This window comes from Bacillus sp. VA13 (assembly GCF_055710085.1).
On the sequence record NZ_JBVQPP010000001.1, the window covers coordinates 1,266,757 to 1,283,546 of the forward strand.

Genomic DNA, 16,790 nt, shown 5'->3' on the forward strand with positions numbered 1-16,790 from the left:
CCATCATTAATCAATAAATTCAAATTCAAACTCCAGAAGCCTGATAATATCTCCATCCTTGGCACCGCGTTCTCTGAGTGCTTCATCAACACCCATTCCGCGCATTTGTCTTGCAAACCGTTTAACCGATTCATCACGTGAGAAATCAGTCATCTTGAATAACCGCTCAAGGCTATCTCCTGAAAGTACAAATACACCGTCTGGATCGCGAGTAATGTTAAATGGCACTTCTTCATTCTCGATCGTGTACATGACACGGTTTTGTGTAAGCTCTTCCTCGTCATACAGCGGGAATTCCGGTGTGTTCTCCAGCTGATTGGCGACTTCAAACAGAAGCTCACGTAGGCCTTCTCTTGTCACCGCACTGACCGGGAATACCGGGTAATCATCCGTCAGCTTTTCTTTAAAGGCTTCAAGATTTTCCGCAGCCTGCGGCATGTCCATTTTATTTGCAACGATAATTTGCGGACGTTCCGTGAGACGCAAGTTGTACTCGCTCAGCTCCTGGTTAATCGTCACATAATCCTCATACGGATCGCGGCCTTCTAAGCCTGACATGTCAATGACGTGAACGATAACCCGTGTCCGTTCGATATGGCGCAAAAACTGGTGGCCAAGTCCGACGCCTTGGTGTGCACCTTCAATCAGTCCCGGTAAATCGGCCATAACAAAGCTGCGTCCGTCATCCGTTTCAACCATGCCGAGATTCGGGACAAGCGTTGTAAAGTGATAGTCCGCAATTTTCGGTTTTGCAGATGAGACAACAGACAGCAAAGTGGATTTTCCAACACTCGGGAATCCGACAAGCCCGACATCCGCAAGCACTTTTAATTCAAGAACAACGTAGCGTTCTTTTCCCGGCTCGCCGTTTTCTGAAAGCTGAGGCGCAGGATTAGCCGGCGTAGCAAAGCGGGAATTTCCTCTTCCGCCTCTTCCGCCCCTTGCAATGACAGCCTGCTGTCCGTGCTCTGTTAAATCAGCGATGACCTGCTTTGTATCATCGTCTGTCACAACGGTGCCTGGCGGAACTTTAATGACCATATCATCAGCATTTCGCCCGTGCTGGTTTTTGGACATGCCATGCTCGCCGCGAATCGCTTTAAAATGTTTTTTGTATCTAAAATCCATCAGGGTGCGGAGACCTTCATCCACTTCAAAAACGACGTCTCCTCCCTTTCCTCCGTCACCGCCGGCAGGGCCGCCTTTCGGCACATATTTTTCACGGCGAAACGCAACCATTCCGTTGCCGCCGTCGCCGCCTTTTACATATACTTTGACCTGATCTACAAACATAATGTCCTCCGTTCTAAACCGTTAAAAACTCCGCTAGTCCAACCCAATTTCAATCAGGCATTCGTGACTTGTGATTTCAAAACGCAAGATATCAACGTCCTCATATCCATTCTGCCGAATATCATCAAAAGCAGATGGATCGGCTAAGGCGCCGTGAAAATCAAGGTACAGAATCAGCTGTCTGTCAGGATGATCCGTTTGAAGCGAAACCGTTAAATGATTTTCGCTCTCTCTGCTGACTGCTTGATCAAACAGATAAAACAGCTTTCTCATCAGTTTCGCCAGCTTTTGATCATAGGCCGACAAATCCTTAATTTCTCCAAGAACTTCATATTCAAGCGTCATATAATGGGTTTTCCAATTAAACGTAAGAAAATCAAACGCCAAATGCGGTGTTTTCAGGTTTGAGAGCTTTGATTCGTGCTTTGCGTCTATAACCATTTCTTCAATCATTTCAAAGACGCGGTCATACTTCTGCAAGCTTAAGTTTCCTTTAATCAGCTGCAGCTTATTCATCCAATCATGCCGGGAATGGCCGAGCAGATGAATCAGTTCGTTTGTTAATGCCGTGTCGCTTATATTTTCTTCTTGATTTTTTGAAACATCCTTCATTTTCGCACTCCCAATCATTTAATTTCTTATTTAGGAGTCTGTATAAGTGTGTATTATGAATTATAACAGAGAAGGCTTTGTTAGAAAAACAATTGTTTTTCCCAGAAATATCATGTTCCTTTTTTTCTGACTAAGGTTGATTTGCAGCCAGGCAGAACATTTTATGTATTACTGCTTGGGGAACATATCCAGTGGGTTTGAGATGTTTATTCTCATTCTTGGCGGGGTCTGCTCGCACATACTCTGCATTTCATTCTTGGTGTTTACTCCGCATATTGCAAAAAAAACTCCAGTCATCATCGACCGGAGTTTTTTGAATCATTATTGAGCTACAGGATATACGCTCACTTTTTTGCGGTCACGACCGAAACGTTCGAATTTAACAGTTCCGTCGATTTTAGCAAATAGAGTGTCATCTCCGCCGCGGCCCACGTTTTCACCTGGGTAAATTTTTGTTCCGCGTTGACGGTAAAGGATAGAACCGCCTGTCACGAATTGACCGTCAGCACGTTTAGCACCTAAACGTTTAGCCTCAGAGTCACGTCCGTTCTTTGTAGAACCTACTCCTTTTTTAGAAGCGAAAAACTGAAGATCTAATCTAAGCATGTAGCTCACCTCCTATATTATGTTTGTGGTCACACGCAAGTTATCTTTGTAATCCCGTTCGATTGTCTCCAGCGAAACAATCATGCCTTCAATCAGCAGCTGAGCTTTTTGACGCGCCTCCGGATCAAGAGATTCAGGGAATTCAAAGTAAAAATAACCCCCGTCCTCCCCTATATCAAGAAGCGGCTCGAAGCCCGCGAGCACAATAACCGCGTTAACGGCTCCAAACACAACGGCTGTTACTCCGGCACAAACAAGATCTTGTCCATGTTCAGCAAAATTCGCATGGCCCGTCATTTCAAAAGACAATACGCCTTTATCATGAGACCTTCTGATTGTTGCCTGAATCATGCTTACGCGTTGATTTTTTCGATCGTCACTTTAGTGTAAGGCTGACGATGACCTTGTTTTTTATGAACGTTTTTCTTAGGTTTGTATCTGAAAACAGTGATTTTTTTCGCGCGGCCTTGTTTTTCAACTTTAGCCGTTACTGTTGCGCCTTCAACTGTAGGGTTGCCGACTTTCACGTTGTCTCCGCCAACAAACAAAACGTCTTCAAAAGTAACTGTTTCACCTGCTTCAGCAGCAAGTTTTTCGATGTAAACAGTTTGGCCTTCTTCAACTTTGATTTGTTTACCGCCTGTTTTAATGATTGCGTACATTCTCTGCACCTCCTATTAGACTAAGACTCGCCAGATACCAGGGGGCTGTAAAAGCTCTTAACACCTGTACTGAGCGGTTGTAGCAATGGTGCTACATCCATAACATTAAAAAATATACCAAAATACAAGGCGTTTGTCAATCAATTTTAGTAAGGCAGCAGCAGTTCCTCCATGGAGGAATTCGTCCGCTTATCGGCAAAGTAAGCGTGGAGCACTTCATTCTCGTCAAGCTGGCTCAGCTTTTGGCCTGATTTCTCTATGATAATCGGGTGTTTACAGCCGCGTTTGAACTCGGCCATCACATGATAGACTTTATCCTCTGCCTTTACTGTCAGCGGCAGCAGTTTTTCAAGCTCACGGTTTTTTCCGTAATACCTTTCAAGGAGAAATCTCACATGGATATAATGCCTTTGCCTGTATTCCTCAAACAAAGAAACAGCCAGAAAGACAAACAAAACCCATGCGCTGATTTGCAGAGGAATCACAAATAAAACCCAGCACCCGAGCAGCAGGCAGAAGCAGAGCGACGTTTTTAAATTGAGCCGGTGAGCCTTTTGAAAAGGCATCTGCTTGGAAAACAGCAAAAATAACAGTTTTCCGCCATCAAGCGGCCAGATCGGCAGCAGATTCACAAATAAAATAGAAAGATTATAAAAGGTGAAGAGTTCAAAGGTATGCTGATGAATCACTGAGAGTTCTGCAAGCATCCAGGCAGCAAGCTGAAGCCAGATGTGCTGAAGAGGGCCGGCAATAATCACTGCAAACTCTTCCTTTAACGGCCGATTTCCGTGTTCTTCCACTTCCACCGTTCCGCCAAACGGCAGCAAAAATACACGCTTGATTCTCCAGGAAAAAAACACGGCCAGAGCAGCATGCCCCAGCTCATGGACCAGTACAATCAGGAGCAGACATAATAATGCTTTTATGTGGCCTGTGAGCAGTCCCAGCGCCGCGATAATCCATAGAAAAGGATGTACATGAATCTTCAAGATAAGGTCAAGCCATTTATTCAAATGAAATCACCTGAATCGGATCAATAAATTTATCGCCGTCTTTCATGGCAAAATAATAGACCCCTTTATTATGATCATCAAGTTTAATTGAGCCGAGCTTTTTTCCTTTATCTACAAAATCATATAAAGCAACATCCACATCTTTGAGCTCGCCATAAATACTATAGGTATTGTCAGCATGCTGCACCTTAACTGTCAGTCCCGTCTGGCTGTCTTTGCTGACTTCAATTACATAGCCTTCTTTTATGCTATCAATTTTATCGCTGCTTGTTTCGACTTTAATCCCTTCCCCGTTGTCCTGAAAATCCTGCTGCACTTTCCCGGATGCAGGTGCGACCAGGTCTTGGCCCACTTCAACCTGCTGTTCTTTATTTTTATGTTCAGGAGCCAGAAAAGCGAGCGGATTGCCAAATTTCGTTTCAAACCAATGGCTTGCTGAGGCAAATTGAAATTCAGTTTCGAAAGTTTTGGCAACGGCGGGTTTAATCTGGCTGACGGGCCCAATGTTTGTTTTATAGGCTATGGCGGAAACAAGAACAAGACAGGCCGACAGAAGACATTTCAGGATAATTGAATCTGTTTTAACCAAAGGGTGTTTTCCGTTGAATGTTGAAATGTTATCTTCATAGACCGGAAGAGTTCCGTGCTTTTCCTGGTCCGTTACCATTACCCAAGACGGGGGTTTCTGCTTTTCAGAAACTGTCTGAGTAGAGAAACGTTTTGAGCCGGAAAGCTGTTTTCTTCTTTTCTCTAATCGTTTTCTGATTTCATCTGCTCTGTGACTCATTGCCATCATCCTTTGCATTCGTTGGGTTTGTACATCATATGTCTTGTCCATGGCAAATATTCGATTTACTCAAGCACAAAGCAGACAAAAACAAAAAAACCTGACACAGCAATTGCTTTGTCAGATTCTTCTCTTTGATTCTATCACATTAAGATCTTACTCCGAAAAATGATTTAATCTTAGCCATCATTCCTTTGTTTTGCTCTTCAAGCAACTGTAAAGGAACCGATTCACCTAAGATGCGGCGGGCAATATTGCGATATGCAATGGAAGCGCGGTTTTTCGGGTCCATTGCAATCGGTTCGCCATGGTTGGAAGCTTTAATGACTTCATCATCATCAGCCACGATTCCGAGCAAATCGATCGACAAATGCTGTACGATTTCGTCGATATCCATCGTGTCACCGTTTTTCATCAGGTGATTTCTGATTCTGTTTACAACGAGCCGCGGCGGTTCAATATTTTCCTCTTGCTCCAGCAGCCCTATAATACGGTCAGCATCACGAACAGCTGAGATTTCAGGCGTTGTGACCACAATCGCTTTATCAGCTCCGGAAACGGCATTTTTGTATCCTTGCTCAATTCCGGCAGGACAGTCTATGATGACATAGTCAAATTCCTGTTTGAGCTCTTGGACCATATTTTTAATTTGTTCAGGAACAACGGCTGTCTTATCACTCGTTTGAGCAGCGGGCATTAAATAGAGCAGATCATCGAAACGTTTGTCTTTTACGAGCGCCTGATGCATTTTGCACCTTCCCTCTACAACGTCTACAAGATCGTAAATAATTCTATTTTCAAGACCCATTACAACATCAAGGTTGCGCAGTCCTATATCAGTATCTACTAAACATACTCGCTTCCCTAAAATGGCTAAGGCGGTACCGAGGTTCGCAGATGTTGTCGTTTTACCTACTCCGCCTTTTCCCGAAGTTATTACGATAGCCTCACCCAATTCACATTCCTCCCTCAAGCCTTGTTAGATCAGGTCTTAAATGAGCCAAATGTTGAAGGCGTTCAATGACCATATTTCCGTCTGTATCTAAATAAGCACATTCCATTTCGTTCCCTTTTTGAATGTGGTCTGGGGAGCGATTTAACACGTGATTGATTCTTAATTGTGTCGGCAGCATTTCAGAGGCGGCGATGACCGCTTGATTATTTCCGTTGAATCCGGCGTGCGCGATTCCTTTCAGTGAGCCCAGAACAAAAATGTTCCCTCCGGCCATGACTGTTCCGCCGGGATTCACGTCACCGATCAGGAGCAAGTCGCCTTTCACCTGCAGCACCTGGCCTGAACGGACAATTTTTGAAACAGAAATAATTTCAGCTTCCTCTTTCATACGCTGTGCTTCTTTTTTAGTAATGACTTCACTGTCAATAGAATGAACAAACAAATCTTTCTTTGACGCAATCAATTCGGTCAGCTGTTCCTCTTGCTCCTTATATAAAAAGCGATTTCCCAGCTTAACATGGACGCTGATTTTCTGGCCTTTTCCATCCGTATATTGTTCAATTGACAGCATATTCTGAAGACCATCGAGAAGCTCATCAAAAGAACACGCATCATCCAGATGCAATGTTAATCCATTCTTTGTTCCTTTTATTGTTACATATTGCTGCTTTTTGGTCTTCACAATATTCACCTCAACAACATACTCATTTCGTCAAAAAAAGATAAAATCCTTTTTACTCATCTCTCAATTCTTTCTTTAGACTCATAAAAAACAATCTAAATGGCAGAACCAGAATAAGAGCGGCTACAATATTTAATAAAATTGTCGGTATAAACCGGTCAAGCACAAACCCGTTAAACGTCATGATGTCTTTATGAATCAACGACTGAATGCCGAATACATAAAATTCGAGCACGCTGACAGCGAGAACTGCTATCAATATCACCACAAATGCGTTTGTATGAAGCACTTTAAACGCTTTTGAAGCCAAATAGCATAACCCGGCAAAACCAAACATATAAACGCCTAATAGACTTGTATAGTTCATGTCATATAGAAGGCCAAAAATAAATCCGTAAATCATTGCGTGTTTTTGATTGATGAAAGCCGACATAAATATCAGTACAAGCATCAGAAAACGCGGGGCAAGCACCTGATCATCAGTAACGAACGGAAAATGCACCAGATCGGTAAAAATGCTTTCCGCAGAAAAAACAAGCATCATAACGAAAGGGAGAAGGAAACGTTTCACGATCCTTCCTCCTCTGTATCGACAGTCGGCACATCACGGTTAACAACGATCACATTATTTAAATCGGTAAGGTCAGCAGCAGGTTTTACATAAGCAACTTTCGTTAATCCGTAGGAATCTGACTCGATATCAGTCACTTCACCGATTGTCAGCCCTTCTGGGAAAACACCGCCTGTGCCTGATGTTTCAATAAGATCGCCTTTTTTCACGTCTTGTTTATCCTTACGCTCAATAATGGTCATCTTAAGACGTTTTTTCTCTTTGTCATATCCTTCGATCAGGCCGTAGCCTTTGCTGCCTTTTTTTCCGGAAATTTTCGTCGCGACTCTGTTATTGCGGTCAGTATCACTTAAAAGCTGAACAGTAGACGTAAAATTGTTAAGACCGGAGCTTTTGATCTTGCCGATTAATGCGCCTTTTTCGTTTGTTACAGCCATATCTTTCGCTACGTTTTGCTGAGTCCCCTTATTAATGGTGACTTGTTTCGCCCAATTATCAGGACTTCTGGCAATGACTGTCGCTAAAATCGGCTTGTAATCTTTAATCGATTTGACATGGCCAAGCTCGTCACGCAAGGATTTGTTTTCTTCTTCAAGTTCTTGAAGCTTGGCTTCATATTGTGTCTGTCCGTCAAGCTTCTCTCTCAGACGCTCGTTTTCTTTGTATGTGTTTTTTAAATCATTAATGTTCTCAAATATCCCTGCAAAAAATTCGGCAGGCGTATGAAAAATATTTTGAAATACTCCCGTCGTATCGCCGATCACTTTCTCAGGCCAGGTGGTATTGCGGCCGCCCTTCAGCGAAAAACCAATCATAGCCACCAATATGATAATACACAGAAGTAATAGCATTAACCGTTTATTCGGCATCGTGTTACACCTCTTCTATTGAACTCCCGATTATCTAGTTTTCCCTTTGAAAAGATGGATGTGCTCCAGTGCTTTCCCTGTTCCGATCGCTACACAATCAAGCGGGTCTTCGGCGATAAGGACCGGCATTTTCGTTTCTTCACTGATGACTTTGTCTAAATTGCGAAGAAGCGCTCCGCCGCCGGTTAACACAATACCTCTGTCCATAATATCTGCTGCAAGCTCAGGCGGTGTTTTTTCAAGTGTGCTCTTCACTGCTTCGACAATTGTAGATACAGTGTCGCGCAATGCGTTAGAAATTTCTTTTCCTGTAATTTCGATTGTTTTCGGCAGACCTGTCAGTAAATCGCGTCCGCGGATTTCCATTTTATCGGAATCTTCAGGAGCTTCTGCAGATCCGATCTCCATTTTAATCGCTTCAGCCGTACGGTCACCGATCATCAGGTTGTACGTTTTTCTGATGTAGTTGATAATCGCATCATCCATCTCATCACCGGCTACGCGGATCGATTGAGACGTTACAATGCCTCCGAGGGAAATAATCGCAACCTCTGTCGTACCGCCTCCGATATCGACAACCATGCTTCCAGTCGGTTCCCAAACTGGCAGATTGGCTCCGATTGCTGCGGCAAACGGCTCTTCAATCGGATACGCGTCACGCGCTCCTGCCTGTCTTGTCGCATCAATGACAGCGCGTTCCTCAACAGCCGTAATGCCTGAAGGGACACAAACCATCACATATGGTTTTCTGGCAAACATGCCTTTATTTTTAATGGCCTGATTGATGTAATATTTCATCATCGTCGCCGTTGTTTCATAATCAGCGATAACGCCGTCTTTCATCGGGCGAAGTGCCACCACGTTGCCCGGTGTCCGTCCGATCATATTTTTCGCATCATTTCCGACAGCAACAATCGACTTCGTATCCGTTTGCAAAGCGACAACTGACGGCTCTCTCACAACAATTCCTTTTCCTTTTACAAAAACAAGCGTATTCGCAGTTCCAAGATCTATACCAAGGTCTCTTGCACCAATTCCAAACATATGTATGTATCTTCCTTTCTTAAAGCAAAAATACCCTAAAGGGAAAAACTCATAAACTCTATTATAGCTTAATTCGACGAAAAAAAAAGTGTTACAAATATCCTTTTTCCTTTAAACTCACAAATTTTTTGTCCCCGATCACCAAATGGTCAAGCAGCTCAATGCCAATCAGGTTTCCACATTCAAACAGCCGTCTTGTCACTTCAATATCTTCCCTGCTCGGCGTCGGATCTCCAGAAGGATGATTATGAACACAGATAAAGGAAGCGGCAGATCGTTTAAACGCTTCTTTAAACACCTCTCGCGGATGGACAATAGATGAATTCAGACTTCCGATAAATACAGTGCGTTTATGGATGACTTGGTTTTTTGTATTTAAGTATAAACAGACAAAATGCTCCTGGGTTAAAAAGCGCATATCCTCCATGACAAGATTTGCGCCGTCTTCCGGGGAGCGAATGACGAAATGTTCTTCGTTGGCTAATTTATGAATACGGCTTCCAAGCTCTACTGCCGCCAGGATTTGGACCGCTTTTACCATACCGATTCCCCGAATGCTCGACAGCTCTTCAACCGATGCTTCTTTCAGCAATCGAAGTCCGTCAAAAGAGCGAAGCAACCGGTTTGACAGATCCATAACAGATTCGTGTTTAGTGCCTGTCCGCAATAATATAGCCAATAGTTCATGATTCGCTAAGTTCTCGGCTCCGACTTTCAGGAGCCGTTCTCTTGGCTTTTCTTTCGTTGGGAAATCTTTGAGTTTCAATGGCAGATCGTGTATGATCAAGCACTCCTTTTCTTTCCCTTCCCGTTTATAGAACCGTCATGCCTTTATATCAAAATGGCGAAGAACTCTCATCGTTTTTGATATAGGAAGGCCCATGACTGAATAATAATCTCCGTCTATTTTCTTTACAAAAAGCGCGCCTCTTCCTTGGATACCGTATGCACCTGCTTTATCCATCGGCTCTTTTGTTTCTATATAAGTCCAAATCTCTTCTTCACTGAGGGGCCAAAACGTAACTTCTGTCTTATCATAAAAAGTCTCGCTGTGATTTTCGGCTTGTATGCTGACCGCGGTAATTACTGAATGACTTCGGCCTGAAAGCCTCCGCAGCATAGAAGCAGCTTCTTCTTGATCTTTCGGTTTGCCGAGGCATTCGCCGTCCAGGCATACCATTGTATCAGCGCCGATAACGATTGCATGCGGGTGGAGATCAGCTACAGCCTTAGCTTTTTGTTTTGCCAACCATTGGACGTTTTCTTCAGGTGAAAAGTTTCGATTTAATTTTTCCTCTACTTCACTGACAATAATGGAGTAGGGCAGCTGGAGAAGATCGAGGAGTTCTTTCCTGCGCGGAGATTGTGATGCAAGTATTAGCGGCTTAGTCATGTTCGTCATCCTTTCAGGGTTTGCTTAAGAAAAAAAGATACTCGTTTATCCTACCAAATCACGAGGCTTGTCACAATTTCAGAAAAATAACTTTTTCATGACAAAATAAAAAAAGCCTGTCACTAAAGGACGAAGGCTCAGGCACTTTCTCTTATTTAATGACGGCTAATAGCTGCTGCTGAGCCTTCCACCCGGCTTCAGCATTTGGGTCCTCTAATTCCTTTAATGCCTGCAAAATCGCTTTTTTCTCTCCTGCTTCTGATGCTTCTGTTTCACCAAGCGACTTTTCTATTTTCTCTACACTCGCTTTTGTAATGTCTTCGCCGAGAATCGCCTTTGCTGCAAGCTCCGCTGTTTCTTTGAAGGAATCTGTCATATCTGACTCTATTGATAAGGAAAGCTCTTTGCCTCCCCAAGCTTCAAAATCGCTGTCGATTAAAAGCTGCCCTAACTGCTGTGACACGTCCTTATCACTGGCTAAGCCTGCGATGACATACGTGTACCCGTCATCCTTTGACAGCGACACGGCGGAATAACCTTTTTCAGTCAGTTGTTCTGTCAACGTTTCGGCACCCTTTTCATTTGAGAATTTTCCGGCTTGTACAGCGTACGTTTTATATGTACCTTCAGTTTGTGCCGCCTGTTTTTCTGCGCCTGAGCTTTGTTTATCAGCAGAAGTATTTCCGGCTTTTGCCGTTTGGCTGCCCAGGGAATCATCTAAAGAGGCTGGTGCTGCCGCTTCTTTATTGCCCGAGATGTTCAACGCGAATAAGCCTAATCCGGTGCCTATGACAGCTGCAAAGGCAATCGTCGCCGCCACTCTTTTTACCGGTTTGGCCGCCCCGGCCTTTCCTTTTGCATACAGCTTTGTTTTTTTCTTTTGATAAGGCGGAACGACTTTTGGATCCTCTTTAAACACCTTGTCCTCTTCTGAATCCCAGTTAAATTCATCTTCATCGGGATGTTCATGGGAAGCTGCGACCTCCTGTTCTGCCTTTCTCTTTTCCTCCCAATTTGAAAATGTCATGTTTTTATCCGTCACAGTCTCAGGCGTTTCTTGTTCGTAAACCGTCTCTTCTTTTCCATTAATCGTCACCTTGAGGGCTTTTTCTGCGGCTTTACTGTTTTTTTTATTCTTCCTTTTTTTCAATTCCGCTTCCTCCCTTCATTTGCTTGACCGTTCTTGTCGGCTTTTCATGCTACACACTTTAGCACAGGCGAAAAAAAAAAGAACAAGACTTTTGTCGTCTTGTCCAAAAAACGTTCGTCAAATTTTTCAGCGGTCAGCCCAATGCCATTTTCATATAAAAAGAAATAATAGACTCACCGTATAAATAGGCTAAAATGCTCCCTGCCGCAATTGCGGGGGCAAAGGGAAGCGGCTGCCTTTTGGCGAGTCTTCCAGTCAGGACAGCTGCCGCTCCATACAATGCACCTATCAAAACAGAAAAGAAAAAGGCAGCTGCCAGCATTTTCACACCAAGCATAAAGCCAATCACCGCAAATAATTTAATATCTCCTCCCCCTATTCCTCCATGGGTGATTGCGGCAATTAAGGACAGGAAAAGAAATCCGGCGGCCGCGCCTAACAGGCTGGCATACCAGGAATCAAGCGGAGAAATCAATCTTGCTGCCGCCAAAAAGGGAAGAAAGAAAATCAATATTCGATTTGGAATCAGCATAAAATGAATATCTGTCACTACAACAATGATGAGAAGAGAGATAAATACAACAGCAGGCAATAGTTCCGGAGATGAGCCAAAGCGTATTCCTGCGGCGGCAAATAAACACGCTGTCACAAGCTCTGCCGCGGGATACATAATTGAAATTCTACGTCCGCAGCTTTTACATTTGCCCTTTTGGAAAAAGAATGACAGGATGGGAATTAATTCTGCCGCGGTTAATGTCCGCCGGCAAAACGAGCATGCCGAACGGGGCGTGATAATGGATATATGCAAGGGGATACGGCACCCGGCCGTATAGTAAAATGAACCAAGGATCAGCCCGAGGAGAAAAAGAATGGGAAGCATAGACAACACACCTTTACAAGATACTGGTATGGATTGTAGCAGAGTGAGCGGGCTGAACTCTAATCGGGAATATTCAATTTTACACATAAAAACCCCGGCAGAATCTCATTTTCGATACTGCCAGGGCTGGACGCCTTTACTTCAACCTTTTGCGAATGTCAGAAATAAAATAGAGTGATCCGGTAATCAGCACAATTTCATTTGAGCCCTTTTTGCTTTCTATGAGTTCGAGCACATCGCCCGGATCTTCACTCCAGCTTTTATTGCTGATTTCACTTGCATCATAGAGATCTTTTGCAAGAGAAGCACGCGGGAAATCAAAAGAAGCAAAATGAATCGCATGCGCTATGGTTTCCAGTCTCCTAATCATGTTTTGATACGGTTTGTCCTTTAATGCGCTAAACACCACAGAAATGCGGGAATCAGGGAAACGCTGTTTCATCGTTTCCGCCAGATTTTCAACACCTTCTTCGTTATGCGCACCGTCTAAGTATACCGGCGGATGTTCCTGAACAAGCTCTAACCGCCCCGGCCAAACAGCCTTTACAAGTCCGCTTCTTAACGCCTCATCACTGATACGGGCAATGTTCTCTCTATTAAGCCACTCAGCAGCCAAAATGGACAAAGCCGCATTTTGTCTTTGATGTGTGCCGATCAGAGATGTCCGAATATCTTCATAACACTTCTCAGCCGTTTTGAATGAAAACTGCTCTCCGGCAGGCAGAGCCTCTTCATTGAAAATAACACATGTATCATGTAATGACTGGAACGGCGCAGCATGTCGTTCAGCCTCATGACGAATAACCTGTAAGGCTTCCGGCTGAGTAACAGCTGTAACAATTGGAATACCTTCTTTAATAATTCCGGCCTTTTCCCCAGCAATTTCTTCAATGGTGTTTCCCAAAATGTTCATATGGTCGTGTCCGATGCTTGTGATTACAGTTAAAAGCGGTTCAACTACATTCGTAGAGTCGAATCTCCCGCCCAGACCTGTTTCAAAAATAACAAAGTCGACCTTATGAAACTCTGCAAAATATAAAAATGCACACGCCGTCATAATTTCAAATTCTGTCGGCTGTCCGTATTCCGTTTGATCAAGCGCTTCAACGTGCGGTTTCATCTGATTGACGAGTGCTGTCCATTCCTCATCTGAAATCGGTGTCCCGTTTACGCTGATCCGTTCATTAAACGTAATGATATAAGGTGAGGTAAACGTTCCTACCGTATATCCGGCTTCTTGCAGCATAGAACGGATAAAAGCCACAGTTGATCCTTTACCGTTTGTTCCTGCGACGTGGAACGCGCGGATTTTCTTTTCAGGATGCCCTAACCGCGCCATCAGCTGCTCCATTCGGCCGAGTCCGGGCTTCACTCCGAATTTCAGCCGCCCGTGAATCCAGCTGCGCGCTTCTTCATATGCAGTAAACAATGATAATCCCCTCTTTTATAAGACAAGGCGGTTTCTCTAGAAACCGCCCCGGCTTTTCATTAGCCCTTCAGCTCAGCCATTCGTTTTTGAACAGCGTCACGCTTTGCCACATAATCTTTTTCTTTTTCACGTTCTTCATCAATTACGTGCGCAGGCGCTTTTTTCATAAATCCTTCATTTCCAAGTTTCTTTTGGACACGCTCGACTTCTTTCGTCAGCTTATCAAATTCTTTTTGCAGACGGACAATTTCTTCATCAATATTAATTAAGCCTTCAAGCGGAAGAATAACCTCCGCTCCTGAGACAACGGCCGTCATCGCTTTATCAACAGCCTCGATATCCGTGCCGATTTTTAGCACGCTCGGATTCGTAAAGCGTTCAACATATGAACGGTTCGCTTCGAGACGGGCTGCTATTTCGTCTGTGCTTGTTTTAATATACAGTTCAACCTGCTTGCTCATTGGCGTATTGACTTCACTGCGGATATTACGTACAGAACGGATCAGCTCAACAAGAAGCTTCATGTCAGCTGCCGCTTCAGTATCAGTATGCTCCGGTACGACAACAGGCCATTGACTTACTGTAATCGACTCCCCTTGATGAGGAAGGTGCTGCCAAATTTCCTCCGTTAAGAATGGCATAAACGGATGGAGCAGGCGCATCGTTTGATCCAGTACGTAAGCAAGGATGGAACGGGTTGTTTTCTTAGCCGCTTCGTCTTCTCCGTAAAGCGGAAGCTTCGCCATTTCAATATACCAATCACAGAAATCGTCCCAAATAAAGTTATATAAATGGCGTCCGACTTCACCAAATTCATATCGATCAGCAAGCTGAGTCACATGCTCAATCGTTTCATTTAATCGCGTTAAAATCCACTTATCAGCTACTGATTTTTCGCCTGACAGATCAAGCTCACCGTATGTCATGCCGTCCATGTTCATTAATGCAAAACGGGAGGCATTCCAAATTTTATTGGCAAAATTCCAAGTCGATTCCACTTTTTCATAGCTGAAGCGCAGATCTTGGCCAGGAGAGCTTCCAGTCGCAAGGAAATAACGCAGAGAATCGGCTCCGTACTTGTCAATGACATCCATCGGATCGACACCGTTGCCAAGAGATTTACTCATTTTCCGGCCTTGCTCATCACGGATTAAGCCATGGATTAAAACATCTTTGAACGGGCGCTCGCCTGTAAATTCAATACCTTGGAAAATCATGCGTGACACCCAGAAGAAAATGATGTCGTACCCTGTCACGAGAACGTCTGTCGGATAGTAGCGTTTAAAGTCTTCAGCCGTTACATCAGGCCAGCCCATAGTGGAGAAAGGCCAGAGCGCAGAGCTGAACCATGTATCCAGTACGTCTGTATCCTGTTCCCAATTGTCGCTGTCCTCAGGCGCTTCAAGCCCGACATATAGCTCACCTGTTTCTTTATGATACCAAGCAGGAATACGGTGGCCCCACCACAACTGACGGGAAATACACCAGTCGCGGATGTTTTCCATCCAGTGTAAATACGTTTTTTCGAAACGGTCAGGCACAAAGTTGACTTTTTCTTCTTTCTTTTGCAACTCAATCGCTTCATCAGCAAGCGGCTGCATGCGCACAAACCATTGGGTAGAAAGATAAGGCTCAACTACAGCCCCGCTTCGTTCACTATGGCCGACAGAATGCATATGATCCTCAATTTTGAAGAGGACTCCCGCCTCCTGTAAATCTTTTACGAGCTTTTTGCGGCATTCAAAACGATCCATACCTTGGTAATGCAGGGCATTTTCATTCATTGTTCCGTCTTCATTCATGACAAGAATACGTTCTAAATTGTGGCGGTTGCCAAGCTCGAAGTCGTTCGGATCATGGGCAGGCGTAATTTTCACCGCACCTGAACCAAATTCCATATCAACGTAGTCATCACCGACAATCGGAATTTCACGATTTACAATCGGCAGGATCACCGTTTTTCCGATAAGATGCTTATAGCGCTCATCTTCAGGATGAACGGCAACCGCTGTATCACCGAGCATCGTTTCAGGACGTGTCGTTGCAATTTCAATTGAACCTGAACCGTCAGCGAGCGGATAGCTCATATGATAGAACGCACCTTGAACATCCTTGTAAATGACCTCAATGTCGGATAGAGCTGTTTTTGTCGCAGGGTCCCAGTTAATAATATATTCGCCTCTGTAGATCAGGCCCTTTTCATAAAGCTTAACGAATACTTCGCGAACCGCTTTGCTTAAGCCTTCATCCAGCGTAAAACGTTCACGGGAATAATCAAGGCCAAGGCCTAATTTCGCCCACTGGCTGCGAATAAAGTCAGCATACTCTTCCTTCCACTTCCACGTTTCTTCGAGGAATTTCTCGCGGCCAAGATCATATCGGGATTTGCCCTCTTCACGAAGTTTCGCTTCCACTTTAGCCTGTGTCGCAATGCCGGCGTGGTCCATACCCGGAAGCCACAGTACATCATAACCCTGCATGCGTTTCATTCTTGTTACAATATCTTGCAACGTTGTGTCCCACGCGTGGCCAAGGTGAAGTCTTCCTGTTACGTTTGGCGGCGGAATGACTACAGAATATGGCTCTTTTGTCTGGTCACTGCCTGCTTCAAAAAATTTACCTTTTAGCCAAAAATCATATCGGTCTTTTTCAACCGCTGCCGGATCGTATTTCGTCGGCATTGTTTGTTCATTCGTTTCCATCATAACCCTCCAGCATGTTTAAAAATGGCTGAGAACAAAAAAAGAGCTCTTCATCCCTGTAAAAGGACGAAAAGCTCTTTCGCGGTACCACCTTTTTTCATGAACTCTATCAGTTCATGCACTTACAACGGATAACGGGTGT

The 16,790-nt window shown here is 44.2% G+C and carries 18 protein-coding genes, 1 pseudogene and 2 other annotated features (1 of these 21 running past the window's edge); of the genes and pseudogenes, 1 reads left to right on the forward strand and 18 read right to left on the reverse strand.

Going from position 1 to position 16,790, the window contains the following annotated elements; genetic code table 11:
• Positions 1-6 precede the first annotated feature (6 nt).
• Positions 7-1,293 carry a GTPase ObgE gene (gene obgE / locus AC0C66_RS06615; protein ID WP_014114646.1) on the reverse strand — a complete coding sequence of 429 codons (1,287 nt, stop codon included), beginning with the start codon at positions 1,291-1,293 and terminating at the stop codon, positions 7-9.
• Positions 1,294-1,326: 33 nt separating this feature from the next.
• On the reverse strand, positions 1,327-1,905 hold the full coding sequence (gene spo0B, locus AC0C66_RS06620; protein ID WP_072183417.1) for a sporulation initiation phosphotransferase Sop0B: 579 nt from the start codon (positions 1,903-1,905) through the stop codon (positions 1,327-1,329).
• A 77-nt stretch (positions 1,906-1,982) separates the two neighbouring features.
• On the opposite strand from spo0B, the pseudogene AC0C66_RS06625 reads away from it, so the two are divergent.
• Positions 1,983-2,106 (forward strand): annotated as a pseudogene (locus tag AC0C66_RS06625) (hypothetical protein).
• A gap of 120 nt (positions 2,107-2,226) precedes the next feature.
• On the opposite strand, the gene rpmA reads toward AC0C66_RS06625, so the two are convergent.
• The 16 genes from rpmA to valS form a co-directional block, all read right to left on the reverse strand.
• Complete coding sequence (gene rpmA / locus AC0C66_RS06630; RefSeq protein WP_003222623.1) at positions 2,227-2,511, reverse strand: 50S ribosomal protein L27; 285 nt, start codon at positions 2,509-2,511, stop codon at positions 2,227-2,229.
• A gap of 12 nt (positions 2,512-2,523) precedes the next feature.
• Positions 2,524-2,862, reverse strand: coding sequence for a ribosomal-processing cysteine protease Prp (locus AC0C66_RS06635; protein ID WP_061186689.1), 339 nt, complete (start codon positions 2,860-2,862; stop codon positions 2,524-2,526).
• A 2-nt stretch (positions 2,863-2,864) separates the two neighbouring features.
• A complete protein-coding gene (gene rplU, locus AC0C66_RS06640; RefSeq protein ID WP_003229668.1) occupies positions 2,865-3,173 on the reverse strand; it encodes a 50S ribosomal protein L21 in 309 nt (102 codons plus the stop codon).
• A gap of 13 nt (positions 3,174-3,186) precedes the next feature.
• Positions 3,187-3,262: a sequence feature (ribosomal protein L21 leader region), on the reverse strand.
• Positions 3,263-3,319: 57 nt separating this feature from the next.
• Complete coding sequence (gene spoIVFB, locus AC0C66_RS06645; protein WP_461845635.1) at positions 3,320-4,186, reverse strand: stage IV sporulation intramembrane metalloprotease SpoIVFB; 867 nt, start codon at positions 4,184-4,186, stop codon at positions 3,320-3,322.
• Positions 4,179-4,973: a stage IV sporulation protein SpoIVFA gene (gene spoIVFA / locus AC0C66_RS06650; RefSeq protein WP_014114652.1), complete on the reverse strand. Its 795-nt coding sequence runs from the start codon at positions 4,971-4,973 to the stop codon at positions 4,179-4,181. The genes spoIVFB and spoIVFA overlap by 8 nt, the downstream gene beginning before the upstream one ends.
• 148 nt (positions 4,974-5,121) lie before the next feature.
• Complete coding sequence (gene minD, locus AC0C66_RS06655) at positions 5,122-5,928, reverse strand: septum site-determining protein MinD (RefSeq protein WP_014114654.1); 807 nt, start codon at positions 5,926-5,928, stop codon at positions 5,122-5,124.
• A 1-nt stretch (position 5,929) separates the two neighbouring features.
• Positions 5,930-6,610 (reverse strand): septum site-determining protein MinC, encoded by a 681-nt coding sequence (gene minC, locus AC0C66_RS06660; RefSeq protein WP_003222613.1) that lies wholly within the window; start codon positions 6,608-6,610, stop codon positions 5,930-5,932.
• A 52-nt stretch (positions 6,611-6,662) separates the two neighbouring features.
• Entirely contained in the window at positions 6,663-7,181 is a 519-nt protein-coding gene (gene mreD, locus AC0C66_RS06665; RefSeq protein WP_014114655.1) for a rod shape-determining protein MreD, read from the reverse strand.
• Positions 7,178-8,050, reverse strand: coding sequence for a rod shape-determining protein MreC (gene mreC / locus AC0C66_RS06670; RefSeq protein ID WP_003222609.1), 873 nt, complete (start codon positions 8,048-8,050; stop codon positions 7,178-7,180). The genes mreD and mreC overlap by 4 nt, the downstream gene beginning before the upstream one ends.
• 30 nt (positions 8,051-8,080) lie before the next feature.
• Positions 8,081-9,094, reverse strand: a complete 1,014-nt coding sequence (gene mreB, locus AC0C66_RS06675) for a cell shape-determining protein MreB (RefSeq protein ID WP_014114656.1) — start codon at positions 9,092-9,094, stop codon at positions 8,081-8,083.
• Positions 9,095-9,185: 91 nt separating this feature from the next.
• Positions 9,186-9,881 (reverse strand): RadC family protein, encoded by a 696-nt coding sequence (radC, locus tag AC0C66_RS06680; protein ID WP_041521028.1) that lies wholly within the window; start codon positions 9,879-9,881, stop codon positions 9,186-9,188.
• A gap of 36 nt (positions 9,882-9,917) precedes the next feature.
• Complete coding sequence (locus tag AC0C66_RS06685) at positions 9,918-10,487, reverse strand: Maf family nucleotide pyrophosphatase (RefSeq protein ID WP_014114658.1); 570 nt, start codon at positions 10,485-10,487, stop codon at positions 9,918-9,920.
• Between the two features lie 151 nt (positions 10,488-10,638).
• The gene (locus AC0C66_RS06690; protein ID WP_461845636.1) at positions 10,639-11,637 is read right to left on the reverse strand and encodes an SPOR domain-containing protein; all 999 of its coding nucleotides are present in this window, start codon (positions 11,635-11,637) and stop codon (positions 10,639-10,641) included.
• 133 nt (positions 11,638-11,770) lie between these two features.
• Positions 11,771-12,517 (reverse strand): prepilin peptidase, encoded by a 747-nt coding sequence (locus AC0C66_RS06695; RefSeq protein ID WP_072183412.1) that lies wholly within the window; start codon positions 12,515-12,517, stop codon positions 11,771-11,773.
• Between the two features lie 136 nt (positions 12,518-12,653).
• Positions 12,654-13,946 (reverse strand): bifunctional folylpolyglutamate synthase/dihydrofolate synthase, encoded by a 1,293-nt coding sequence (locus tag AC0C66_RS06700; protein ID WP_072183411.1) that lies wholly within the window; start codon positions 13,944-13,946, stop codon positions 12,654-12,656.
• A gap of 59 nt (positions 13,947-14,005) precedes the next feature.
• Positions 14,006-16,648 (reverse strand): valine--tRNA ligase, encoded by a 2,643-nt coding sequence (gene valS, locus AC0C66_RS06705; RefSeq protein WP_461845676.1) that lies wholly within the window; start codon positions 16,646-16,648, stop codon positions 14,006-14,008.
• A gap of 59 nt (positions 16,649-16,707) precedes the next feature.
• Positions 16,708-16,790 (reverse strand) — a binding site (T-box leader); it runs 140 nt beyond the window's last position.